Source organism: Salegentibacter sediminis (assembly GCF_002078605.1).
Taxonomy (GTDB): Bacteria; Bacteroidota; Bacteroidia; order Flavobacteriales; family Flavobacteriaceae; genus Salegentibacter; species Salegentibacter sediminis.
In genome coordinates, this window is the sequence record NZ_MSJR01000005.1 from 135,591 (window position 1) to 158,277 (window position 22,687).

19 protein-coding genes are annotated in these 22,687 nt (G+C 39.2%); 10 read left to right on the forward strand and 9 right to left on the reverse strand.

Features of this window, described 5'->3' with window-relative positions; translation table 11 throughout:
- Window positions 1–6 precede the first annotated feature (6 nt).
- The 3 genes from BUW93_RS09410 to BUW93_RS09420 all read left to right on the forward strand — a co-directional run bounded on the left by BUW93_RS09410 (window position 7) and on the right by BUW93_RS09420 (window position 3,144).
- A complete protein-coding gene (locus BUW93_RS09410) occupies window positions 7–1,053 on the forward strand; it encodes an o-succinylbenzoate synthase (RefSeq protein ID WP_081211448.1) in 1,047 nt (348 codons plus the stop codon).
- Window positions 1,044–1,985, forward strand: a complete 942-nt coding sequence (locus tag BUW93_RS09415; protein WP_081211449.1) for a CPBP family intramembrane glutamic endopeptidase — start codon at window positions 1,044–1,046, stop codon at window positions 1,983–1,985. The genes BUW93_RS09410 and BUW93_RS09415 overlap by 10 nt, the downstream gene beginning before the upstream one ends.
- A 61-nt stretch (window positions 1,986–2,046) precedes the next feature.
- Entirely contained in the window at window positions 2,047–3,144 is a 1,098-nt protein-coding gene (locus BUW93_RS09420; protein WP_081211450.1) for an AMP-binding protein, read from the forward strand.
- A 60-nt stretch (window positions 3,145–3,204) separates the two neighbouring features.
- Here BUW93_RS09420 and BUW93_RS09425 read toward each other — a convergent pair whose 3' ends face one another.
- From BUW93_RS09425 to BUW93_RS09440, 4 genes are all read right to left on the reverse strand, one after another.
- Entirely contained in the window at window positions 3,205–3,627 is a 423-nt protein-coding gene (locus tag BUW93_RS09425) for a DoxX family protein (RefSeq protein ID WP_081211451.1), read from the reverse strand.
- Between the two features lie 156 nt (window positions 3,628–3,783).
- Window positions 3,784–4,716 carry a 1-phosphofructokinase family hexose kinase gene (locus BUW93_RS09430; RefSeq protein ID WP_081211452.1) on the reverse strand — a complete coding sequence of 311 codons (933 nt, stop codon included), beginning with the start codon at window positions 4,714–4,716 and terminating at the stop codon, window positions 3,784–3,786.
- 376 nt (window positions 4,717–5,092) lie between these two features.
- Window positions 5,093–6,730, reverse strand: coding sequence for a M1 family metallopeptidase (locus BUW93_RS09435; RefSeq protein ID WP_081211453.1), 1,638 nt, complete (start codon window positions 6,728–6,730; stop codon window positions 5,093–5,095).
- A 57-nt stretch (window positions 6,731–6,787) separates the two neighbouring features.
- Complete coding sequence (locus BUW93_RS09440) at window positions 6,788–8,416, reverse strand: acyl-CoA carboxylase subunit beta (protein WP_081211454.1); 1,629 nt, start codon at window positions 8,414–8,416, stop codon at window positions 6,788–6,790.
- Window positions 8,417–8,573: 157 nt separating this feature from the next.
- Here BUW93_RS09440 and BUW93_RS09445 point away from each other — a divergent pair, with 157 nt between their 5' ends.
- The 3 genes from BUW93_RS09445 (at window position 8,574) to ettA (ending at window position 11,011) form a co-directional block, all read left to right on the forward strand.
- Window positions 8,574–8,753, forward strand: coding sequence for a CAL67264 family membrane protein (locus tag BUW93_RS09445; RefSeq protein ID WP_081211455.1), 180 nt, complete (start codon window positions 8,574–8,576; stop codon window positions 8,751–8,753).
- Window positions 8,754–9,239: a DinB family protein gene (locus BUW93_RS09450; protein WP_081211456.1), complete on the forward strand. Its 486-nt coding sequence runs from the start codon at window positions 8,754–8,756 to the stop codon at window positions 9,237–9,239. It abuts the gene before it with no gap.
- An 80-nt stretch (window positions 9,240–9,319) separates the two neighbouring features.
- The gene (gene ettA / locus BUW93_RS09455) at window positions 9,320–11,011 is read left to right on the forward strand and encodes an energy-dependent translational throttle protein EttA (RefSeq protein WP_081211457.1); all 1,692 of its coding nucleotides are present in this window, start codon (window positions 9,320–9,322) and stop codon (window positions 11,009–11,011) included.
- A 61-nt stretch (window positions 11,012–11,072) separates the two neighbouring features.
- Here the strand turns inward: ettA and BUW93_RS09460 are convergent, their stop codons facing one another.
- Both BUW93_RS09460 and BUW93_RS09465 read right to left on the reverse strand, forming a co-directional pair.
- Complete coding sequence (locus tag BUW93_RS09460) at window positions 11,073–11,327, reverse strand: DUF1456 family protein (protein ID WP_081211458.1); 255 nt, start codon at window positions 11,325–11,327, stop codon at window positions 11,073–11,075.
- A gap of 25 nt (window positions 11,328–11,352) precedes the next feature.
- On the reverse strand, window positions 11,353–12,648 hold the full coding sequence (locus tag BUW93_RS09465) for a DUF2254 domain-containing protein (RefSeq protein ID WP_081211459.1): 1,296 nt from the start codon (window positions 12,646–12,648) through the stop codon (window positions 11,353–11,355).
- A gap of 186 nt (window positions 12,649–12,834) precedes the next feature.
- Here BUW93_RS09465 and BUW93_RS09470 point away from each other — a divergent pair, with 186 nt between their 5' ends.
- The 3 genes from BUW93_RS09470 to BUW93_RS09480 all read left to right on the forward strand — a co-directional run bounded on the left by BUW93_RS09470 (window position 12,835) and on the right by BUW93_RS09480 (window position 15,788).
- Complete coding sequence (locus BUW93_RS09470; RefSeq protein WP_081211460.1) at window positions 12,835–13,278, forward strand: Hsp20/alpha crystallin family protein; 444 nt, start codon at window positions 12,835–12,837, stop codon at window positions 13,276–13,278.
- 268 nt (window positions 13,279–13,546) lie between these two features.
- On the forward strand, window positions 13,547–15,160 hold the full coding sequence (locus BUW93_RS09475) for a thiamine pyrophosphate-dependent enzyme (protein WP_081211461.1): 1,614 nt from the start codon (window positions 13,547–13,549) through the stop codon (window positions 15,158–15,160).
- A 28-nt stretch (window positions 15,161–15,188) separates the two neighbouring features.
- Window positions 15,189–15,788, forward strand: a complete 600-nt coding sequence (locus BUW93_RS09480) for an indolepyruvate oxidoreductase subunit beta (protein ID WP_081211462.1) — start codon at window positions 15,189–15,191, stop codon at window positions 15,786–15,788.
- A 134-nt stretch (window positions 15,789–15,922) separates the two neighbouring features.
- Here BUW93_RS09480 and BUW93_RS09485 read toward each other — a convergent pair whose 3' ends face one another.
- On the reverse strand, window positions 15,923–17,140 hold the full coding sequence (locus tag BUW93_RS09485) for an aminotransferase-like domain-containing protein (protein ID WP_081211463.1): 1,218 nt from the start codon (window positions 17,138–17,140) through the stop codon (window positions 15,923–15,925).
- Between the two features lie 123 nt (window positions 17,141–17,263).
- On the opposite strand from BUW93_RS09485, the gene BUW93_RS09490 reads away from it, so the two are divergent.
- Entirely contained in the window at window positions 17,264–19,321 is a 2,058-nt protein-coding gene (locus BUW93_RS09490; protein WP_081211530.1) for an acetate--CoA ligase family protein, read from the forward strand.
- 9 nt (window positions 19,322–19,330) lie between these two features.
- Here the strand turns inward: BUW93_RS09490 and BUW93_RS09495 are convergent, their stop codons facing one another.
- Together BUW93_RS09495 and uvrB are read right to left on the reverse strand one after the other, a co-directional pair.
- The gene (locus BUW93_RS09495; protein WP_081211464.1) at window positions 19,331–20,545 is read right to left on the reverse strand and encodes a hypothetical protein; all 1,215 of its coding nucleotides are present in this window, start codon (window positions 20,543–20,545) and stop codon (window positions 19,331–19,333) included.
- 112 nt (window positions 20,546–20,657) lie between these two features.
- On the reverse strand, window positions 20,658–22,661 hold the full coding sequence (gene uvrB, locus BUW93_RS09500; RefSeq protein WP_081211465.1) for an excinuclease ABC subunit UvrB: 2,004 nt from the start codon (window positions 22,659–22,661) through the stop codon (window positions 20,658–20,660).
- Window positions 22,662–22,687 lie beyond the last annotated feature (26 nt).

Sequence of the window (22,687 nt, forward strand, 5' to 3'; positions counted from 1 at the left end):
CTGTAAATGCAGGCAAAATACAAGAAATATATTTTAAATTTTAAACGCCCCAGCGGAACTTCCCGGGGCGTTCTTACTACCAAAGAAACCTGGTTGCTGCAAATTAGCGATGGGAAGAATACGGGAATTGGAGAATGCGGGATCCTTAGAAGTTTGAGTGTAGACGATCGCCCCGATTATGAGGAAAAGCTAAAATGGGTCTGTGCCAATATTAATACCGGTCCTGAATTTTTGTGGGAAGAATTAAAGGAATTTCCGAGTATTCAGTTTGGGGTAGAAATGGCTTTTAGGTCCTTATATTCTGAAAATAAATTTGAACTTTTTCCTTCAGATTTCACCCGGGGGGAAGCTTCCATTTCTATCAATGGTTTGATTTGGATGGGTGATAAATCTTTTATGAAGCAGCAGATTTCCGAAAAGATAGAAGCGGGCTTTGATTGTATCAAGATGAAGATAGGCGCTATCGATTTTGAAACAGAACTCGAACTTCTGAAATATATCCGGAGAGAATTTTCTTCCGAAGAAATTGAATTAAGGGTAGATGCCAACGGAGCTTTTTCTGCGGAAGAGGCTTTAGAAAAGCTGAAACAGCTTAGTGAATTTCAGTTACACAGTATAGAACAGCCTATTAAGCAGGGACAATGGGAGGTAATGGCAAGCTTATGTGCGAAAACTCCTCTTCCAATAGCTTTGGACGAAGAGCTTATCGGGATTTTTGACCCGAAGGGAAAAGCAGAAATGTTGGAGGTCATAAATCCCCAGTATCTTATATTGAAACCCAGTTTAATAGGTGGATTTAAAGGTACCCAGGAATGGATCGATCTTGCAGAAAAACAGAAAATCGGTTGGTGGGTAACCAGTGCCCTTGAAAGTAATATAGGCTTGAATGCCATAACACAATGGACTTATACCCAAAACACAAGAATGCCACAGGGACTAGGCACAGGAAGCCTTTATACCAATAATTTTGAAAGTCCGCTGGAAGTAAAACACGGTCAAATTCACTATAATCCCGGGCAAAAATGGGATTTTAATTTTAACACATGTATATAGCTGAAGCTTTTAAATATCACCACGAATTCTGGCGATATATTCTGGGAACTCTTTTAGTAATAGCCGGCGTAGTTATTGGCCAAATTCCTCTAGCTGTGGTAATCTTTCTTTCCGGAGGCATGGAAGTCATGGGGATGGATGAATCCCAGATTATGCAGATTCTCGAACCAAACCTCAATCTATTTCTAATGCTGCTAACTTTTGCTGTTGGCCTGGTGGCGGTTTTTCTGGCGGTTAAATTCCTTCACGGGCAAAGCCTGAAATCTCTTACCACAAGTAGAAAAAAAATAGACTGGAGTAGGGTTTTCTTTGCTTTTGGACTTGTGGCTGTTCTAACAGTGCTGTTAAGTCTGGCAGACTATTATGCTAACCCCGAGGATTTTGTGGTGAATTTTAAACCGGTTCCTTTTTTAATTCTCACTTTGATTGCGATAGTGATGATACCCCTACAAACAAGCTTTGAAGAATATTTTTTCCGGGCTTATCTAATGCAGGGTATAGGTGTTTTTGCGGGAAACAGATGGCTTCCGCTTATAATTACCTCGGTTGTATTTGGTGGGCTTCATTTTTTTAATCCGGAGGTAACCCAGATGGGCAATATTATTATGACTTATTACATAGGTACCGGTTTTATGCTGGGCATCATGACTTTAATGGATGAAGGTCTGGAGCTCGCTCTTGGTTTCCACGCAGCTAATAACCTGGTGGCCGTTCTCCTGGTCACCGCCGAATGGACTGCTTTCCAAAGTCATTCTATTTTAAAGGATGTTTCTGAACCAACTGCAGGGTGGGATGTGCTTATCCCTGTATTTATAATTTACCCTGCGCTATTATATATTATGGCGAGAAAATATGGCTGGACGGACTGGAAACACAAACTTTTTGGTAAAGTAGAGGCGCCGCAAACCTTAAAACTTTCTGAAGAAGCTTAAAATTTTCACAACTATTTGGTAACTTTAGGTAATCAGTAAATCTCCAACTTTGGTTCAACAAATGGCAGATAAATATAAAGTCCCGGAAACGCATCCGGATTTCAAGCTTAACAAGCGCTATTTTTCCAATGCTGAACTTTATCAGGTTGCCTATAGTTTTATAAAAGAAGGGGAGCCTTTTGAAGAAAGAATTGGTAGTTTTATTCTGGACTGGATCAAGCCTGGATCCACTATAGAAGTCCAAACCTCTGGCTCAACCGGGACCCCTAAAAAAATCAGGATCAAGAAGGAGTATATGATCAATTCGGCACTTGCTACTTCCAAATTCTTTGATCTCCCGGAGAAAACCACTGCACTTATGTGTCTGCCCGCCGATTTCATTGCAGGAAAGATGATGTTGGTGCGGGCTATGGTTTTGGGATGGCATCTTGATCTTGTACCGCCATCTTCCAATCCATTAGATCAGGTTTTTAAACGTTACGATTTTTGTGCAATGACCCCTTTTCAACTGGATAATTCCATAGGTAGGCTGCATCTTATTCAGAAACTTATTGTTGGGGGAGGAGCGGTTTCACCACGTCTACAGAAAATGGTTCGGGGGTTGGAAACCAAGGTTTTCGAAACCTATGGTATGACTGAAACCGTTACGCATATTGCTGCCAAAAGGATAAACCCAAAGAAAAAGAAAAAGCAACCCCGACCTTTTAAGGTGTTACCTAACATCAATATTTCCCAGGATGAAAGAGGTTGCCTGGTAATCAAGGCTCCAAAACTAGCCGATGAACCTATCATTACTAATGATATAGTAGAAATTCTTACTTATAAAAAATTTATTTGGAAAGGGCGCATAGATAATATGATCAATTCGGGGGGGATAAAGCTTTTTCCTGAAGAAATAGAACGAAAACTCGAAAAGATAATCGATCAACGTCTCTTTGTAACTTCAATGCCCGATGATGCCCTGGGAGAAAAACTGGTGCTTTTTGTAGAAAGCGATTTTTCAGAAGAAATACTATCCGATTTACAGGAGCGTATAAGCAAGCTTAAAAGCCTGGATAAATATGAAGTTCCGAAAAAGATCTATCTCATTGAAAAGTTCGAAGAAACCCCAAATGGTAAAATTCACCGGGAGAATACTGTAAAAAGCAAGGTGGACTAAGCTCTGCCAAACGGAACTCCTTTTGATTCCGGTTGAGAAAGCTTCGAACTAAACTTTGGGCTACTGCCTCATTTTCATCATATAATCTGCCGAATGTTTTCCGGAGCCGTAGAATAGGAAAAACAGGCTGATCAAAAGGACAATGGCAGCTTCAAAAAGTCTTGCTCCGTTGAAATCTCCCATAAAATTAATAAGGATTGCACCCAATAGGATGGGGAGTTGTGCCACGATCGCCCAGCGGGTCAACAAACCAAAAGCTATTAGCAAGCCTCCCACTAAATGGGCCGGAGCCACATAATGTATCGCAAGCATTGCCCCTCCATAGCCTTGTAAGGGCTCAAACAGATCAATCAAGATCTGACTTTGGGCAACAAAACTTATCCCTTTGATGAAAATAAATACTCCCAGAGCGATGCGAAGTATATCTAACGGATAATAAGTGTGCGCGTTGGCCCACTTATTCATTGATCTAATACTTAACATATCTTTATTTTTATATTAAATTACTGATTTTCATTTAATTATGAAAATTTTATTTTTTAATAAAAAATAAATATCTCTAAAGAAATTAAAATAGACTTAAGAACAGGGGTGGAGGAAAACAGAGTAAGGAGGCTCTAAAAATTAGGGTTCAGAATATTATTTCTTTTCCTTAAGCCATTTAAAAATAATTTCCACATCCTTTTTACGACATAATTCGGTCCCTGGGGTTATTGTTGCGGCTGTACCCGAGGCCACTCCCCATTTTACCGCATCGAGTAAGGCATCTCCCCGGGAGAGGGATAATATAATCCCTGCCACCATCGAATCCCCGGCGCCAACTGTACTGTCCTGTTTCACTGTAGGAGGTATCACATAATCAACAGTCTCCTTTGTAACTAGCATTGCTCCCCGGGCGCCCAGTGAAACGATAAGGATGTTTGCCTTGCCCTGGTTTATTATCTTTTTTGCGATCTCTTCCTGTTCTATCCCCGAAATTTCTTCTTTTTTTGCCAACGTACTCAATTCACCTAAATTGGGCTTCATGATATAAACTCCCATTTCCGAAGCTTTCACTAAAGCCTCGCCTGAGGTATCTACCAGGCATTTAATATTTTTACTTTTGGCAATTTTAGCAATCCTGCCGTAGAAATCATCGGGGGCATCAGGGGGCAGGCTGCCGCTGGCAACCAGGTATTCCACATCATCGGGAAGACCCTTTATTATATTCAGGCATTGTTGCAGGACTTTCTCGCCTACTTTTGCTCCGGGCATCCCGAACCTGTATTGATTTCCGGTCGAACTTTCCAGAACCATCAGGTTTTCCCGGGTGTTATGTGGTATGTTTATACGCTGCTGATGTATACCTTCTAATTTCAGGAGTTCTTCAATTTTATCACCAACGGGGCCTCCACCTGCATAAATTGCCATGGAATCACCTCCCAGGATCTTTATGGCCCTGGAAACATTAATACCACCCCCTCCGGGATGATAGACAGGTTCTTTACATCGTAATTTCTTTTGGGCCTGCAACCTGTCTATAGATGTGCTTTTATCCAGGGCCGGATTTAATGTTAAGCTTACAATTTTCATAAGTGATTATTGATATCTTCTATATATTAATTTTTGTTAGGTTTTATTTCCTGTTAGTCATTTGTTGCGATATTCCTTTTTTCTTTATTTGACCTCTTTTTAGGGAAGACCATTTTCAGGATTCGCAGAACTGCCACTGGAGTAATTTTAGAATTTTATTGATTGATGATTATGCTAACAATATTTCATAGCCCATACATGATTAATTTACCAATAATTTCCTTAATTAACCTTGAATATTAGAGGATTAGAATAAATTTAACGCCACAGGGAGTAATGATTTTCTGCAGAAAATTGTGGTGTTGTTTTCAAAATAAAACAAAAAAAACCTGCAGTTTTTTAATCCTGCAGGTGAATCTTAATAATGATGTTTTTCTTATTTCATAAAAGAGACCTCTATATAGAACCCGAGATCGTTCACTTTTATATCGTCCATATCTTCGACTTCTGAATCAAAGAACTGCCAGTTTTCGCTGGGGAAAATTCTCTTTTCGGTTTCATCTATAAAAATATCTACTGGCATGGCAAACTGGTCTACATCCGTTTGCCAGCGATAGGCGATTCGCCCATGTTCTTCTTTGAACTGGAGTACAGGTAGGTTAGTATATCGTAGATATTGATCAAAAACAGGCTGCAGGTCTATCTCGGTTGCTGTATTAAAAAATGCTTCAGTTTGGTTGGTATTTATAGTTTGATGTTTATAGGTTTCGGTGTAATCTTTTAGGGTTTTCCACCATAGCGCATCATCGTTATAAATACTTCTGATGGTATTTAATAAATTAGCTCCTTTAGGGTACATATCTCCAGAACCTTCACTATTCACACCATAATCCCCGATAATAGGTTTAGAATTTCCAATTCCCCGTCTTGTGCCTTTAAGGTATTCCAGAGCTTGCTCTTTTCCCCAGCGACACTCGATATAGACCGCTTCAGAATAGGAAGTGAAACCCTCGTGGATCCACATGTCGGCGATGTCGTTTGCGGTGATACTGTTGCCATACCATTCGTGTCCCGATTCGTGAATGATGATGAAATCCCATTTCAAACCAATTCCGGTTCCCGATAGGTCGTTGCCCAGGTACCCCATCTTATATTCATTTCCATAGGCCACGGCGCTTTGGTGTTCCATTCCTAAATATGGAGTTTCTACCAATTTAAACCCATCTTCTACAAATGGATATTCCCCAAATTTATCATAAAAGCAATCCATCATGGGTTTTACCTCTTTAAACTGTTTTTTCGCTTTTTCAAGGTTATATGGCAAAACGTAATAATCGAGTTGCAGATCTTTATATGAATCTGAGAAATGCTCATAATTCGCAATATTTATCATTACGTTGTAATTATTGATGGGATTAACCGTCTTCCAACTCCATTGAGTAAAACCATTGCCGAGATCTTTTTCTCCTAAAAACTGCCCGTTGGATACATTCATAAGTCCGTTAGGCACCGCGATATCCAACTGAACTTCTTCCGGTTCATCGCTCTGATGATCTTTGTTGGGATACCAGAGGCTGGCGCCTGTTCCCTGAACGGCCACGCCAATCCAATGATCCCCGTTTTGGTCTTTATCCCATACAAAACCGCCATCCCAGGGTGCATTTTTAGCGATAATGGGATGTCCCGAATAATGGAATACTAAAGAATCCAAAGAGCTTTTGGGAAGCGGCTCTTTAAATTCAACAAAAACAGCATTGTGTTTTCGGTTATATTGAAGTTTTTCTCCCTGATGAACTATGGAATCAACCTTCATGTTTTCGAAGAGATCTATCTGAATTGTGGATAGCTCTTTCTCAGGCCTGAAACTTATGGTGTTAGATCCCGAGATATATTTTTTATCCGGTTCAATTGTAAGCTTCAAATGATATTTCTGAACGTCATAAGCCCTTTCAGGCCGAAGTGTGCCCCTTAGAGTATCGGCTTCGGAATATTTCCCTTCCTTATGGTTTAAAATCTGAGCGTTTAGGTTGAAGGTAAACGTTAAGAGTATAAAAGTAAATAGGCTTATTTTCATTCTTAGTCAATTATAATGATTTCCTGAAACAGTTTTTCCCTTTTAGGCGTAGTGCCCTTAAGTCTGGATTACGCCCATATTAAAGTCTTTCTCAATAGGAGCGTGGTTGGCAGCCTCAATTCCCATAGAAATCCATTTCCTGGTGTCTAATGGATCTATAACTGCATCTGTCCATAAACGAGCTGCTGCATAATACGGCGAAGTTTGCTCGTCGTACCTGGATTTTATTTTATTAAAAACCTCTTTTTCCTTTTCTTCATCAACTTTTTCTCCTTTTTTCTCCAATGCGGCGGTTTCGATTTGAGCAAGAACTTTTGCTGCCTGGGTTCCACCCATTACGGCGAGTTCGGCACTGGGCCAGGCTGCAATTAAACGGGGGTCATAGGCTTTTCCGCACATGGCATAATTTCCAGCCCCGTAGGAATTCCCCATAATAATGGTGAATTTTGGCACTACAGAATTACTTACCGCATTAACCATTTTCGCACCGTCTTTTATAATTCCGCCGTGTTCGCTTTTACTTCCTACCATAAATCCGGTAACATCCTGGAGGAATACCAATGGGATTTTTTTCTGATTACAATTAGCAATAAACCGGGTGGCCTTATCGGCCGAGTCAGAATAGATTACACCGCCAAATTGCATTTCCCCTTTTTTGGTCTTTACAACTTTTCGCTGATTAGCAACTATACCCACGGCCCAGCCATCAATCCTTGCGTAGCCGGTGATAATGGTTTGCCCGTAGCCTTCTTTATATTCTTCAAAGTCTGAGCCATCTACCAGGCGGGAAATAATTTCCCTTACATCGTATTGGTCGCTGCGTTTTTTAGGTAAAATTCCGTAGATTTCTTCCTGTTTTTCTTTTGGTTTTATCGCTTTTTTATGGCTGAAACCGGCTTTGTCGAAATCACCCATCTTATCCATTATATTTTTAATCCGGGTAAGTGCGTCTTTATCATCTTTGGCCTTATAGTCTGTCACCCCACTAATTTCAGAATGTGTGGTAGCTCCGCCAAGGGTTTCGTTATCCACACTTTCCCCAATGGCAGCTTTTACCAGGTAACTTCCGGCCAGGAAAATACTTCCGGTTTTTTCAACAATAAGCGCTTCATCGCTCATAATTGGCAGATAGGCTCCCCCTGCTACACAACTTCCCATCACTGCAGCAATTTGGGTAATTCCCATGGAGCTCATCACCGCATTATTCCTAAAGATCCTTCCGAAGTGTTCCTTATCGGGGAAGATCTCATCCTGCATAGGCAGGTAAACTCCTGCGCTGTCTACAAGATAGATTATGGGCAGACGATTTTCAATAGCGATTTCCTGGGCGCGGAGGTTCTTTTTACCGGTAATGGGAAACCAGGCTCCTGCCTTTACAGTGGCATCATTAGCTACAATTATACATTGTTTTCCCGAGACATATCCAATCTTCACCACAACACCTCCTGAAGGGCATCCGCCGTGTTCCTCGTACATCCCCTCGCCGGCAAAGGCTCCTATTTCTATAGATTTAGATTTATCGTCCAGCAAAAAATCGATCCGTTCGCGGGCGGTCATTTTACCTTTGGCGTGGTGCTTTTCTATACGTTTTTCGCCACCACCAAGTTTAACTCGTTTAAGTTTATGCTTTAATGAAGATACCAGAAGTTTATTATGGTCTTCATTCTTATTAAAGGTCATATTCATATTATCTTTTTTCTGAAGTAAACTGATTATTCCTTATTAAAATTTCAGATTTTAATTTAAATGTCGGCTCGATTTTGGCTAAAATACAAAATAGGTGGTATTTTTAAACTCTAAATTATACTCAAAAAAATCTGATATTTACAATAAAGAATAGATTATGGGAATGAATAAAAATACCATCTTCGCCTGGGCTTCTTTTGCGCTATTTATAATTGGTGCTGCCATTATTTTATTGGGCGTGCTTAAATACCGGGAGTATGCGATCGGGTTTTCGGTTACTGGAATAGGTTTCTTCGCAATTTCCTGGGCCTTTAATGCGTTAAAAGGCAGGGTTTAAATGGATTCTTCTACAGCTCGGAAACAATTGGTCAAGCATCTTCGGGGAGGCGAAGCTTTTATGGCTATTGATGACTTTATTGACCAAATGGATTTTAAAATGCTGGGCAAGCGGCCGGAAGGCTTGCCTTATTCCTTTTACGAACTTTTCTATCACATAAGATATGCCCAGAAGGATATCCTGGATTTTTGTGTCTCCGGAACTTATAAAACCCCGAATTGGCCGGATGATTACTGGCCCGGTTCGTTAGCTCCTAAAAATGCAACTGCCTGGGAAAAATTGAAATCAGATTATTTTAAGGAGCGCGAAGAATTTGCTTCGTTTATTTTAAATGAAAACAATGACCTCTTAAGACCGGTGAAAAACGGTAAAGATAAAACTTTGCTAAGAGAGCTTATGCTGGTGGTACAGCACACTGCTTATCATACAGGGCAACTTCTGCTTATTTCAAGGCTATTGGGAGTTTATTCAGCCAGGAACTCTTAAATTTCTGAGTTAATTTTATGATATTTGCATCACTTCAGAAATTAAACTTCTGAAGTCCAAACCATTAAAAATCAATTAATATGTCAGACGATAAAAAAGTGATCTTTTCAATGTCTGGAGTGACTAAAACGTTTAAAAACGCAAACACTCCGGTTTTGAAGAATATATATCTGAGTTTCTTTTATGGTGCCAAAATCGGAATTCTTGGTCTTAATGGCTCGGGTAAATCTACTTTGCTGCGCATTATTGCCGGAGAAGACAAAAATTACCAGGGCGATGTGGTATTTTCCCCGGGATATTCTGTAGGATACCTGGAACAGGAACCTAAACTCGATGAAGATAAAACAGTACTGGAGGTAGTTAAGGAGGGAGTTGCTGAGACCGTAGAAATTCTCGATGAGTATAACAAAATCAACGATATGTTTGGTCTGCCAGAGGTATATGAAGATGCCAATAAGATGCAGAAACTTATGGATAAACAGGCCGTACTTCAGGACAGGATTGATGCCAGCAATGCATGGGAACTGGATACTAAATTGGAGATCGCGATGGATGCGCTTCGTACCCCGGAACCCGATAAATTCATAAGCGTACTTTCGGGAGGAGAAAGAAGAAGAGTGGCTTTATGCAGACTTTTGCTTCAGGAGCCTGATATTTTGTTGCTGGATGAGCCTACCAACCACCTTGATGCCGAATCGGTGCATTGGTTGGAACATCACCTGGCGCAGTACAAAGGTACTGTGATCGCAGTAACCCACGACAGGTATTTCCTTGATAATGTTGCAGGTTGGATCCTGGAGCTGGACAGGGGAGAAGGAATTCCGTGGAAAGGAAATTATTCTTCCTGGCTGGATCAGAAATCAAAACGATTGGCACAGGAGCAAAAACAGGCTAGCAAACGTCAAAAAACCCTGGAACGAGAATTGGAATGGGCAAAGATGAACCCCAAAGGTCGACAGGCCAAGCAAAAAGCCCGACTTAATAACTACGACAAACTTCTTAGCCAGGACCAAAAGCAGGTAGATGAAAAGCTGGAAATTTATATTCCTAACGGGCCACGTCTTGGTACAAATGTTATCGAGGCGAAGGGCGTTAGCAAAGCTTTTGGCGATAAATTGCTTTATGAAGATTTGAATTTCAAATTACCCCAGGCGGGAATTGTTGGTATTATTGGTCCTAATGGAGCAGGTAAAACCACTATTTTTAGGATGATCATGGGGGAGGAAAAACCAGATAAAGGGACTTTTGAAGTTGGAGAAACTGCAAAAATCGCTTATGTAGATCAAGCCCATTCGAACATCGCTCCGGAAAAAACTATTTGGCAAAACTTTAGCGATGAACAGGAACTCATTATGATGGGTGGCCGGCAGGTGAATTCCAGAGCTTATTTGAGCAGATTCAATTTTAGCGGAAGCGAACAGAATAAAAAGGTTAGTATGTTATCTGGCGGGGAACGTAACCGGCTTCATTTGGCTATGACCCTTAAGGAAGAAGGTAACGTGCTCTTGCTCGATGAGCCTACCAACGATTTAGATGTGAATACCCTACGGGCTTTGGAAGAAGGTTTGGAAAATTTTGCAGGTTGTGCTGTGGTAATCTCTCACGACAGATGGTTCCTGGATAGGGTGTGTACCCACATTCTGGCTTTTGAAGGTGATTCTCAGGTTTATTTCTTTGAAGGTAGCTTCTCTGATTACGAGGAAAATAAGAAGAAGCGTTTGGGAGGTGATCTAATGCCTAAGCGAATTAAATATAAAAAACTGGTGCGCTAAGCTCCCGTCAATGTTTATTAATTAAAAAACCTCTTTCATTTCTGAAGGAGGTTTTTCTTTTTTAATCCTGTTTCTTTTTCGGTTTTTTTTCAGGCATTGGCCCTCGAAGATGGATTATAAGACCGTTGAGGAAATTCCGCAGGAATTGGTCTCCACACTCCATATATTTAGGGTGATCTTCACTTCGGAAAATTGCTCCTATTTCACTCTTAGTTACCTTAAAATCTACCAGGGCACAAATTTTAACGATATCGTCATCGCGTAATTTGTGAGCCACTCTTAATTTTTTAAAAATATCGTTGTTTGTTAATCCCATAGAGCAAAAATAAACTTTTCTTATTTCAGCGGTTAACTTTCAAATGTAATTTTTCTGAAAGTTCCCTGAGAAGCTTTTGATCTCCCTGATTGGAAATTTCCTGAAAGGCATCCTGCATCAAAGCTTTGGCCTCTTTGGTTATCACTTTATGATAAGCCTGGTCAATACTCTGTTGGTTTTCCAGGTATTGAAACATTAGACTTAATTTCTGAATTATAATTATATCCTGTTTGCAATAGGTGCGTAGGGAAGCCATTACATTATACATTAGTTCACTAAATGTCACAACATTGAATTTAATTCTATGCTCATTGTTGGTGATATGTACACTGGAGTCATTTTTTTGCATCCTCATGGCAAAAAGTTCGGTGAGGTAATCTATCCCATTCATTGCGGTTCCCGGATCATTTATTCCCGGTGACATAGCTTTTACGATAATCTCGGTGATTTGTTTAAAAGCCAGGGCGTAATTTAGGGATACCAATTCTGCACGAGAAAAAACTATAGCTTCCTGGATTTTCTTTATGGTTTCCTTTTCAAGTTTCTTAGAAGTTTTAAAAAGAGGGATCCCTTTTAAAACAAAAACCCCCTTCACCGGTAATATTTGGAGATCTATTTCTTCCTGGTCACAGATGGCTTTTAAATTTTCCAGGTTCAGGTATTGAAAATATCCGCTCTTTTCGGCATAATATTCGGGCCATTCTTGTGTGTCAGGAAAATTCCCGGTAGTATCTGCAGGATCTTCGATTAAATAGTTAAGGCGCTTTTTGGCACTTTGATAAATACCATCCAGTATATTATTGATTTGAATGCTTTGAGAGATGGTATGTATGAAATAAATAAAGGCCCATATACAAATCACTGTAAAAACGATACCCAGTAAAACTGAAAAGCCCGGAACCTGGTAATCTTCACCATGAGGCTGAATGGAAATTGCAATAAAAATACAGTAGAGAATCGTCGCAAGGTATACCCCAAGAATCACCTGATGTTTTTTATCAGAGATCAAACCGGGTAAAAGCCTTGGAGAATAATTTGTTGAGGCCTGGTTTAGTAAAACCATTACCATAGAAAAACTGAAAACCATCATTGAAATAAGACCTGTAATACAGGCGCTGAGTATGGTTAAAGCCGTGTCACCATTATTAACAACCAGTGTAGGAATATTATCCATAAGATACGCTGAAATACCTCGGTTTTCGGCGTAGATCATTACAAAAGCGAGTAAAAATCCGAAGATAGCAAAGAGCGAAGGATAGAATGCGATTTTGCTCTGGATGGAGTGGAAAACACTACTGAGGTTTGACCAAATTTGCTTCATTTAAGTTTTAATTTGAACTAAGGTAGGAATTTCCCAAAATAACAGGTTCATTAATTTCAGGATCGATGTCAAAAATACAGGATAAACCTCTGCAAATAAGACAAATAGTCATTAATATTTATTTGGAATTTAAATTGCTAATAAGTTTTAAGAAAAAATAATGTTCCACTATAAAATATATAAGCTATGAGTTTAATTAAGAGAGATGAGACTAATTGGTTGCCATCGGTTTTTGATGATATGTTTAAAACCGATTGGTTAGGAGGTACTACTAATGTAAACAGTATCGGAACCAGTATTCCTGCGGTTAATATCCAGGAGGATGACGAGGCCTTCACCGTGGAAGTTGCTGCCCCCGGGAAGACCAAAGCCGATTTCAATATCGAGCTTGATAATGATGTATTGACAATTTCTTCTGAAGAAAAGAAAGAAAAGGAATCTTCAGATAAAAATGGAAGATACACACGAAGAGAATTTAGCTACAACAATTTTAAGCGTGCCTTCAGTTTGCCTGATTCTGTAGATACTGAAAAAATATCTGCTTCCTACAAGGATGGGGTTTTATTTATCGGGCTTCCTAAGCGCGAAGAAGCCAAGGTACAGGCCAAACGAATGATAGAGATCGCTTAAAAAGGACATTTTAATTTGGTTAGTTATTAAGGCGCCCGTTATGCGGGCGCTTTTTTATGTTATAATCCAAAGCTACACCAAATCTGCATATAACATTTTAGTAGTTTTTAATATCATCCAGGTATGATATTGATCATACTCTTTTAATCATGATACTTTTAAATTAGTTCGCAAAACTGGAAGTATTTCATGAAGTGCTTATTAATCATTTTCCGATTGACCGGTGTGATTAGCATGGCATTCCATCCGACCCATAAAAAAAATACAGATGAAAAGTTTACTATTAGGTAATGAAGCACTTGCTCAAGGTAGTATTGATGCAGGTTTATCTGGTGTTTATGCTTACCCCGGCACACCTTCAACTGAAATAACTGAATATATTCAAAAGTCAAAACTAGCTAAGGAATTAAAGATACATACCACCTGGTCGGTTAATGAAAAAACGGCCATGGAAGCAGCTTTGGGCATGTCCTATGTTGGGAAGAGAGCTATGGTGGTAATGAAGCACGTAGGATTAAATGTGGCTTCAGATGTTTTTATGAATATGGCGGTTTCCGGAGTAAATGGTGGACTCGTAGTTGTAGTAGCCGATGATCCTTCCATGCACTCCTCGCAGAATGAACAGGATTCTCGTTTTTATGGAAAATTTGCGATGATCCCAATTCTTGAACCATCAAATCAGCAGGAAGCTTATGACGTTATGTCTTATGCCTTTGATCTTTCGGAAGAACTAAAACTACCTGTATTGTTAAGACTGGTTACCCGTTTATCGCATTCGCGGGCAGGTATAGAAATAAAAGAAAGACGGAAGCCAAACGAAGTAAATTTACCCTCAGATACCTCACGATTTGCTTTACTACCAATGAATGCTAAAAAGCAGTTTGATTTACTGGTTAATAAACAGGATATTTTAATCGAGCATTCTGAAAATTCCAGTCTAAACAGCCTTAAGTTAAGTAACAACAGTAGCATAGGGATCATAGCCTGTGGGTTGGCCTATAATTATGTGATGGAAAATATAGGAGAAGATGAAAGCTCTTATTCTATTTTAAAGATCTCCCAATATCCATTACCCAAAGAAAAAATAAAGACCTTATACGGGCACTGCGATGAAATTTTCGTTATAGAAGAAGGCTATCCAATAGTAGAAGAATTATTGCATAACTATTTTGATGAAAATGATAAAATAAAAGGAAAGTTATCGGGTGATCTTCCTCGAACCGGAGAACTGAATCCCAATATAGTTGGCCGTTCCTTAGGCCTTATTAAAGGTAGTGATAAACCTATTCCTTCAATAGTTACTCCCAGGCCACCACAACTCTGTGAAGGTTGTGGTCATACAGATCTTTTTAATACTATAAATGAGGTGATTCCTGAAATTGGGAACAAAAATGTCTTCGGAGATATTGGTTGTTATGCCCTGGGGGCTTTGCCACCTTTGAATACCATAAATGCGTTAATAGATATGGGAGCATCCATAACAATGGCAAAAGGAGCTGCAGATGCGGGGCTGGAACCTGCTATTGGGGTTATTGGCGATTCAACTTTCACCCATTCGGGTATGACAGGGCTTTTGGATGCGGTCTATGAAAATTCACCTATTACGGTTATTATTTCAGACAACTCTGCAATTGCTATGACAGGAGCTCAGGAATCAACTGCCGTAGGAAGATTACATAAGATTTGTTTAGGTATAGGAGTCCATCCCGATCACCTGAAAACTATAGTGCCTCTAAAAAAGAACCACGATGAAAATGTAGAAGTATTGCGGAATGAATTAAAATACAAAGGTGTGTCAGTCATTATTTCTGAAAGACCCTGCGTGAGACTATCCAGAGATCAAAAAGCAGAAATTAAAGCAAGGATCGCTTCATTAAACTAGAGTATTTGACTTAGAAAAAATTAAACAGATGAAAACAAATATAATATTATCAGGTGTAGGCGGTCAGGGAATTTTAACTATTGCTGCGGTTTTGGATACAGCTGCTTTAAGCGATGATTTGTTCATTAAACAATCAGAGGTTCACGGGATGAGCCAACGCGGCGGTGCCGTTCAGTCACACGTAAGAATATCTGACCAAGAAATATTTTCTGATCTCATTCCGGAGGGAAAAGCTGATTTAATTTTATCGGTAGAACCAATGGAATTATTAAGGTATATGCCTTTTCTGAAGAAGGATGGCTGGCTGGTCACAGATTCAGAATCTTTTGTAAATATTGCTAATTATCCTGAAAAAAATGATCTGTTTGACCAGATAAAAAAACACCCGAATCATGTAATTGTAGATGCCACCGAAATCGCTAAAAAGATCGGGAATTCAAAAGCGGCTAATATGGTATTATTGGGAGCGGCATCAGCGATAATTCCTTTATCGGAAGAGAGCCTGATCGAAGCCATCAAAAAATTGTTTCAGCGTAAAAGTGAAAGAATCATTAAGCTGAATTTGGAAGCTTTTGCTGAAGGTAAAAAAGTAGCTGAAGGAATCACAGATCTAGCCACACATACATAAATTATTAAGGGATTTTGGAGAATTATAAAGATAAATAATATTCATGCCGGGAATTAAATTCTTATTCTCGATAGAATTTTTTATAAATCCTTAAATAAATCTTTATTTGATATAAAAAACTGTAGATCAGGAAACTATAAAGATTCTATTTTAGAGTTCTCAAGTACTTTTTTTATGGCTTCAGATAAAATAATGACGCCTTTTTCTATACTATCCTTTGGCATATTTGAAAAAGAAAGTCGCAATCTGTCATCCTTTTTACTGGCAGGATCAAAGGTTCTGCCGGTTACAAATACAACCCCTTTAGTAACACTTTCGTTGAAGATTTCTGTTGATTTGATATGAGACGGTAATTTAAGCCAGATGTAAAAACCGCCTTTTGGTTCATTCCAGGTGATCTCTTTCGGCATATAGGTTTTTAGATGTTTTTGAAGCAAATTCTTGCGCTCTAAATATTCATTTCTCAAAAACTTCAGATAAGGCTCGAGTTTATGCTGTGCTAAAAATTCATTTGCCAATATTTGCATGAAATTAGAGGTGCAGGCGTCCATTGCTTGTTTGACCGTTTCCGCTTTTTCGAAAATTTCTTCCGAAGAAAGCATAAAGCCTAATCTGAAACCAGGTCCCAATATTTTTGAAAATGAGCCTGTATAAATAATTTCTACATCCTTGGCACCATAGGATTTCATTGATTTGGTGAGGTGTTGTTCCTCTTCATTAAAATATAAGTCACTGTAAGCATCATCTTCCAGTAATATTATTCCTGTACCAGCTAAAACTTCCAAAAGTTCTTTTTTCCTTTCAGGAGTGTAAATAATTCCCGCCGGATTGTGATAATTAGGCGTGACATATAGAAATTTAGGCTTTCGGTCTAAAGATTCAATTTTACTTTTCAGGGCTTCTATATCAATACCATCTTTATCAATTGGGATGCTATGTATCTCAGCTCTGGCAGTTTCAAACACAGACAGTGCTCCTAAAAAGCTAGGGTTTTCGGTTAATATAATATCCCCTTCATTAACAAATTCCTGAGTGATAATGGAAATGGCTTGAAGCGAACCGGTAGTGATTAAAATTCTATTGTCTTCAACTGCCAATCCCTTATTTTTCAAATAGCTTTCCAGGGATTTGATTAGAGGGGGATAACCAGAGGTTGGACCATATTGAAAACATAATTTTTTTATGTCTTCAGGCAGGGAATTATAAATGTCATCAATTTGTTTTACGGGAAACAGATCATTGTTTGGCATACCCCCGGCAAATGAGATCAGGCTTTTTCCGGAAGCCTGTTTCATTAATTGTTTAATGTCTTCTGAATGCATGGAGTTAACTGCGTTCGAAAATGCATACATATCCTTAAAAGTTTTAACTGTCTTCTCAAAAGAACAATTTTTTAATTAAACAAATTGTGATAATGATCAGCTAAAGTCCTTTTTTAAATGGTTTATTTTACAATTATTAAATCCCTTGTCTTTATGCTTCATTCAAAATTAATTCATCCCAAAAGTATTGTTGTTGTTGGAGGGTCTGATAATATTCATAGTCCTGGTGGCAGAGTTTTAAAAAATTTAATCGATCATAAATTTAAAGGACGATTATTCGTGGTTAATCCCAGGCAGGATGTTGTTCAGGGGGTTATATCTTATAATAATATCAATGATATTCCCGAAGTAGATTTAGCCATAATTGCGATCTCAGCAAAATATGTTGTTGAAGCCGTTATGGTTCTTGCACAACAAAAGAATACTAAAGGCTTTATAATTTTCTCTGCCGGTTTTAGTGAAAAAGATGAGTACGGCGCTAAGTTAGAAGAGGAAATTGTTGGATTAATCGATGAGGCAGGCGGAAATTTATTAGGTCCCAATAACATCGGATTAATAAATAAACATTATACGGGAGTTTTTACAACACCGGTGCCTAAACTAGATGAAAGCGGAGTTGATTTTGTATCAGGTTCTGGGGCAACAGCTGTTTTTATAATTGAAGCGGCACAAAGAATGGGGCTTAGGTTCTCCAGTATTTATACCGTTGGAAACAGTGCCCAAATAGGCGTGGAGGAAATTTTGGAATATTTAGACCAATCTTTTAAAAAAGATATAAGTTCAAAAGTAAAACTGCTTTATATTGAAAGTATTAAGAACCCACTTAAGTTTTTAAAACACACTACTTCGTTAATACGTAAAGGCTGTAAAATAGCGGCCATTAAGGCGGGTAGTTCAGAAGCAGGAAACAGGGCGGCTTCCTCACATACAGGCGCTATAGCTAATTCAGATGTTTTTATAGATACCCTGTTCAAAAAAGCCGGTATAATTCGTTGCTATGGCAGAAATGAACTTATTAATGTTGCCGGTATTCTCTTGCAGAAAGAATCTAAAGGAAAGAACATAGCCATCATTACTCATGCCGGAGGTCCTGCTGTAATGTTAACAGATGTGTTGTCAAAGAATGGTTTAAAGGTCCCACCTCTGGAAGGAAAAGATCACGATGTTTTGTTAGACCAGTTGTTTGATGGATCTTCTGTGTCTAATCCTATTGATTTCCTGGCAACAGGCAATGCTGAGCAGTTAGAAGCCATACTTGAACACTGTGAAAACAAATGTCCTGAAATTGATGCGATGGCTGTTATTTTTGGGAGTCCGGGCCTGATTGGGGTGGATGATGTGTATGAAGTGCTGGATAAAAAAATAAAGACCTCTAAAAAGCCGATCTATGCCATTCTACCTTCAGTGGTGAATGTGAAAAATGAAATTCAGGAGTTTATAAAAAAAGCCAATATAGCATTTGATGATGAAGTTTTATTCGGAAGTGCCCTGGCTAAGGTATATAATCATACCTCAATTAGTGATGGGACTAAAAACGCTGAATTTAAATCTTTGCAAAAAACGAGACAACTGATCGATGCGCTTCCAAACGGATATATGCCAACAGAATCGGCCGTTACCTTGTTGGAGTATGCAGGAGTAAAATTTGCAACGCCATATTATGTTAAGAATAGAGAGGAATTAGAGAATGTTTTACAAACCGTTAAATACCCTTTAGTTCTTAAAGTTGAAGGACCTTTGCATAAATCTGATGTAGGTGGGGTTATTTTAAATATTGCAAGTGACACCGAATTAAAAAACAGCTTTCATAAGCTGATGCAAATTGAGGGTGCAAATTCAGTTATAATCCAGCCTATGCTGAAGGGAATGGAGCTATTTATTGGGGCAAAAAAGGAAGCTAATTATCCTCACGTTATTTTATGCGGCCTGGGTGGTATTTTTGTAGAGGTGTTAAAAGATGTGAGTGCTGCAATGATTCCTGTTTCACATGAAGATGCTCTAAAAATGGTTAATGATCTAAAAGCATATCCAATATTAAAAGGCGTTAGAGGTCAAAGTGGGATAAATATTGAATTTTTTGCCGAGACTATTGTCAACATTTCCAATTTGCTGATTATGGTTCCGGAAATTGCAGAATTAGACCTTAATCCTCTTATGGCTAATGAAAATGATGTGACTGCCGTGGATGTAAGAATTCGTTTAGAAAAATAGATTTTTCACTCACTTATATAAGAGAAGCCATCGGTTACCAGCACTTTGAATAGTGAACACCTCATTGGAATTAATTTGATTTATCTGGGTATTAGATTTTAAATCCAAAAGATTATCGCCTGATTTAAAATTTAAATTTTTAGTCGCGTTGCCGGGCCAGTTAATTAATATAATTATCCTGCCCTTATTTGTGGAAGCATCTGGAATATTGATGCCTGAGACGTTATTATTAATCCTTAAGGTATAAGTTTCATCGGGTATATCATAGTTTCCTGTTGAGCTTGTAGTGGAAGAGTAAACTTTGTGCCCACTATTTTTCCATTTAACCTCTCCGTTATTTTCAGCCATTAATACCTGGCCTTCAGTACCCCGGAGATCAGGTAGAACATAATCATTAGCCGGGTTACTCCCAATGCCAACCCGGCCTTCAAAATAACCTGCAAAAACCTCAGAACTGCTATTCCCCAGGGCTTTTGCATAAATTCCATAGATATTACCTCTCCCGGATGCTTCTCCTATTTCGGTATAAATTCCATAATTATGACTACTGGCTCCGTCTGTTCTTCCTACAGAATTATAGATTCCATAAATATCTGTGGTATTGAGGCCTTGAGAGGTTGTATTATAAATACCATATCGTATTCCGCCTCCATCACCTGTAACATGGTTTTTTATCCCATATTTAATATCATTGGTTTTACTGCTGTTTTTCACTTCTATGCCATAGGTGTTTCGGGTATCTTCCGAATTGCTGTTAACCACTTCAATTCCTTTTTTGATATCCAGGTCCACCCCGGGATTTATCGCGATTTGAAGTTTGCTCACAATTTGTTCGGTTCCTATTCCAATATTTCCCTTTCTAAAAATTGGATCGTCCACGTTTCCCGGACTCTCCAATGTATTTTCTTTATAAAAATTAGCAGCCTTAGCATCTGATACAATGGATTTCCATTCGGTATCCTGATTATGCCAGTAATAAAAACCTACCGGAAATTTCGGGAGATTATTATTGAGATAGATTAACATCCCGTGTTGGGCGGCGCCTGGGTTCACAGCCGGAAAATTGTTGATCCGGGGAATTAAAAGTCCGTCAATATTCTCCGGATTAGAAGGATTTGAGGCTACGATATCCAATTGGGCGCCAGGAGTGGTGGTACCCACGCCCACCTGGGAAAAAACAGATAGTGACGATAAAAACAGAAAAAACAGTAGCGTACTCTTCATTTTCTTAAGAATTTAATGAAAGTTCGCTAAAATGTTATGGAGAATTTAAAAATAGCCTAAATTTTAAAACGGTCTTTTAAAAAATAAAATTTACGTGAAAACCCTAATAGAATCAGGCCTTTTCCTTAGCTTTTTCCTGCAAGGTTTTAATTTCATCCCTTAGCCTGGCAGCTTCCATAAAATCCAGGTCTTTAGCAGCGGTCTCCATAGCCTTGCGTTTTTCCTTTATTTTTTTGTCGAGTTGAGGTTTGGTAAGGTAGGCCATTTCTTCCTCGGCAGCCTTTGTGGTTATTGGTTTCTCATAATCGTATACATCCAGTTTCTGCTTTACCAAAGCACTATCTATCTTTTTAACCAGTGGAGTAGGGGTGATATTATGTTCTTTGTTGTATGCAATTTGCTTTTCCCTGCGGTAATTGGTTTGGTCTATAGTCTTTTGCATACTGTCAGTTATCTTATCAGCATATAGAATTGCCTTTCCTTCTACGTGCCGGGCAGCGCGGCCAACGGTTTGGGTGAGAGAGCGGTTACTACGAAGAAAACCTTCCTTATCAGCATCAATTATGGCTACAAGGGAAACCTCGGGAAGGTCCAGACCTTCCCGAAGAAGGTTAACTCCAATAAGGACATCAAAGAGACCTTTTCTCAGATCCTGCATAATTTCTACCCTTTCTAAAGTATCCACATCAGAGTGTATATAACGACAGCGGATATCGATTCGGGTTAAATATTTAGTCAGTTCCTCTGCCATTCGTTTGGTGAGCGTGGTTACCAGGATGCGCTCATCTTTTTCTACCCGAACATGAATTTCCTCAACAAGATCATCGATTTGGTTTAAACTCGGCCGCACTTCAATTACCGGGTCAAGCAATCCCGTTGGACGTATTACCTGTTCCACATAAACCCCTTCAGATTTCTGAAGTTCGTAATCGGCTGGCGTGGCGCTAACATACACCACCTGATTCTGTAAGGCCTCAAATTCTTCAAATTTCAACGGTCTGTTATCCATCGCAGCAGGTAGTCTAAATCCATAATCCACCAGGGTTTCCTTTCGGGAACGGTCTCCACCATACATCGCGTGTACCTGGGGAATAGTTACGTGACTCTCGTCTACTACCATTAAATAGTCATCGGGGAAATAATCCAAAAGACAGAAAGGGCGTGTGCCGGGTTTCCTTCCGTCCAGGTACCTTGAATAATTTTCAATCCCGGAACAGTATCCCAGCTCCCTAATCATCTCCAGGTCGAAGTTAGTTCTTTCATCGAGGCGTTTGGCTTCCAGGTGTTTCCCAATATCCCTGAAATAATCGACCTGTTTAACCAGGTCATCCTGAATCTGATGAATCGCACCCTGTAGCACATCAGGCGAAGTCACAAACATATTGGCAGGATAAATATTCAGACGCTCATATTTCTCGATCACGTCATTGGTGCCCGGGTCGAAGGCTTCAATCTCTTCGATTTCATCTCCAAAAAAATGTATTCTGAAGGCGTTGTCAGCATAACTTGGATACACATCTACCGTATCTCCTTTAATTCTGAAATTCCCATGAGAGAATTCTGCTTCAGTTCTGGAATAGAGACTCTGGACAAGTTGATGCAATAATTTTGTGCGGGAAATATTCATATCCCTTTCAATAGAAACCACATTTTTACGAAACTCCACCGGGTTACCAATACCATACAAACAGGAGACCGAAGCCACCACAAGCACATCTCTTCTTCCGCTTAACAGAGAAGAAGTGGTACTAAGTCGGAGTTTCTCGATCTCTTCGTTTATGGAAAGATCTTTTTCAATATAGGTGCCCGAAGAAGGAATAAAGGCTTCAGGCTGGTAATAATCATAGTAACTAACAAAATATTCTACCGCATTATCGGGAAAAAACTGCTTGAATTCTGAATAAAGCTGGGCGGCCAGGGTTTTATTGTGTGCGAGTACCAGGGTGGGTTTTTGCACTTCCTGCACCACATTGGCCATACTAAAGGTCTTCCCCGAACCGGTAACCCCAAGTAGGGTTTGGTATTGGTCATTTTTATTAATTCCTTCTACCAGTTGGCGAATCGCTTCGGGTTGGTCTCCGGTTGGTTTATAATCTGATTGTATTTTGAATTTCATATGAGCCTGTCTATTGTTGTTCAGTA

What these genes read in the sequence shown, in the direction of transcription:
- BUW93_RS09410 (WP_081211448.1), top strand. Translation starts at nt 7, where the DNA reads ATGCAGGCAAAATACAAGAAATATATTTTAAATTTTAAACGCCCCAGC.
- BUW93_RS09415 (WP_081211449.1), top strand. Translation starts at nt 1,044, where the DNA reads ATGTATATAGCTGAAGCTTTTAAATATCACCACGAATTCTGGCGATAT.
- BUW93_RS09420 (WP_081211450.1), top strand. Translation starts at nt 2,047, where the DNA reads ATGGCAGATAAATATAAAGTCCCGGAAACGCATCCGGATTTCAAGCTT.
- BUW93_RS09425 (WP_081211451.1), bottom strand. Translation starts at nt 3,627, where the DNA reads ATGTTAAGTATTAGATCAATGAATAAGTGGGCCAACGCGCACACTTAT.
- BUW93_RS09430 (WP_081211452.1), bottom strand. Translation starts at nt 4,716, where the DNA reads ATGAAAATTGTAAGCTTAACATTAAATCCGGCCCTGGATAAAAGCACA.
- BUW93_RS09435 (WP_081211453.1), bottom strand. Translation starts at nt 6,730, where the DNA reads ATGAAAATAAGCCTATTTACTTTTATACTCTTAACGTTTACCTTCAAC.
- BUW93_RS09440 (WP_081211454.1), bottom strand. Translation starts at nt 8,416, where the DNA reads ATGAATATGACCTTTAATAAGAATGAAGACCATAATAAACTTCTGGTA.
- BUW93_RS09445 (WP_081211455.1), top strand. Translation starts at nt 8,574, where the DNA reads ATGGGAATGAATAAAAATACCATCTTCGCCTGGGCTTCTTTTGCGCTA.
- BUW93_RS09450 (WP_081211456.1), top strand. Translation starts at nt 8,754, where the DNA reads ATGGATTCTTCTACAGCTCGGAAACAATTGGTCAAGCATCTTCGGGGA.
- ettA (WP_081211457.1), top strand. Translation starts at nt 9,320, where the DNA reads ATGTCAGACGATAAAAAAGTGATCTTTTCAATGTCTGGAGTGACTAAA.
- BUW93_RS09460 (WP_081211458.1), bottom strand. Translation starts at nt 11,327, where the DNA reads ATGGGATTAACAAACAACGATATTTTTAAAAAATTAAGAGTGGCTCAC.
- BUW93_RS09465 (WP_081211459.1), bottom strand. Translation starts at nt 12,648, where the DNA reads ATGAAGCAAATTTGGTCAAACCTCAGTAGTGTTTTCCACTCCATCCAG.
- BUW93_RS09470 (WP_081211460.1), top strand. Translation starts at nt 12,835, where the DNA reads ATGAGTTTAATTAAGAGAGATGAGACTAATTGGTTGCCATCGGTTTTT.
- BUW93_RS09475 (WP_081211461.1), top strand. Translation starts at nt 13,547, where the DNA reads ATGAAAAGTTTACTATTAGGTAATGAAGCACTTGCTCAAGGTAGTATT.
- BUW93_RS09480 (WP_081211462.1), top strand. Translation starts at nt 15,189, where the DNA reads ATGAAAACAAATATAATATTATCAGGTGTAGGCGGTCAGGGAATTTTA.
- BUW93_RS09485 (WP_081211463.1), bottom strand. Translation starts at nt 17,140, where the DNA reads ATGTATGCATTTTCGAACGCAGTTAACTCCATGCATTCAGAAGACATT.
- BUW93_RS09490 (WP_081211530.1), top strand. Translation starts at nt 17,264, where the DNA reads ATGCTTCATTCAAAATTAATTCATCCCAAAAGTATTGTTGTTGTTGGA.
- BUW93_RS09495 (WP_081211464.1), bottom strand. Translation starts at nt 20,545, where the DNA reads ATGAAGAGTACGCTACTGTTTTTTCTGTTTTTATCGTCACTATCTGTT.
- uvrB (WP_081211465.1), bottom strand. Translation starts at nt 22,661, where the DNA reads ATGAAATTCAAAATACAATCAGATTATAAACCAACCGGAGACCAACCC.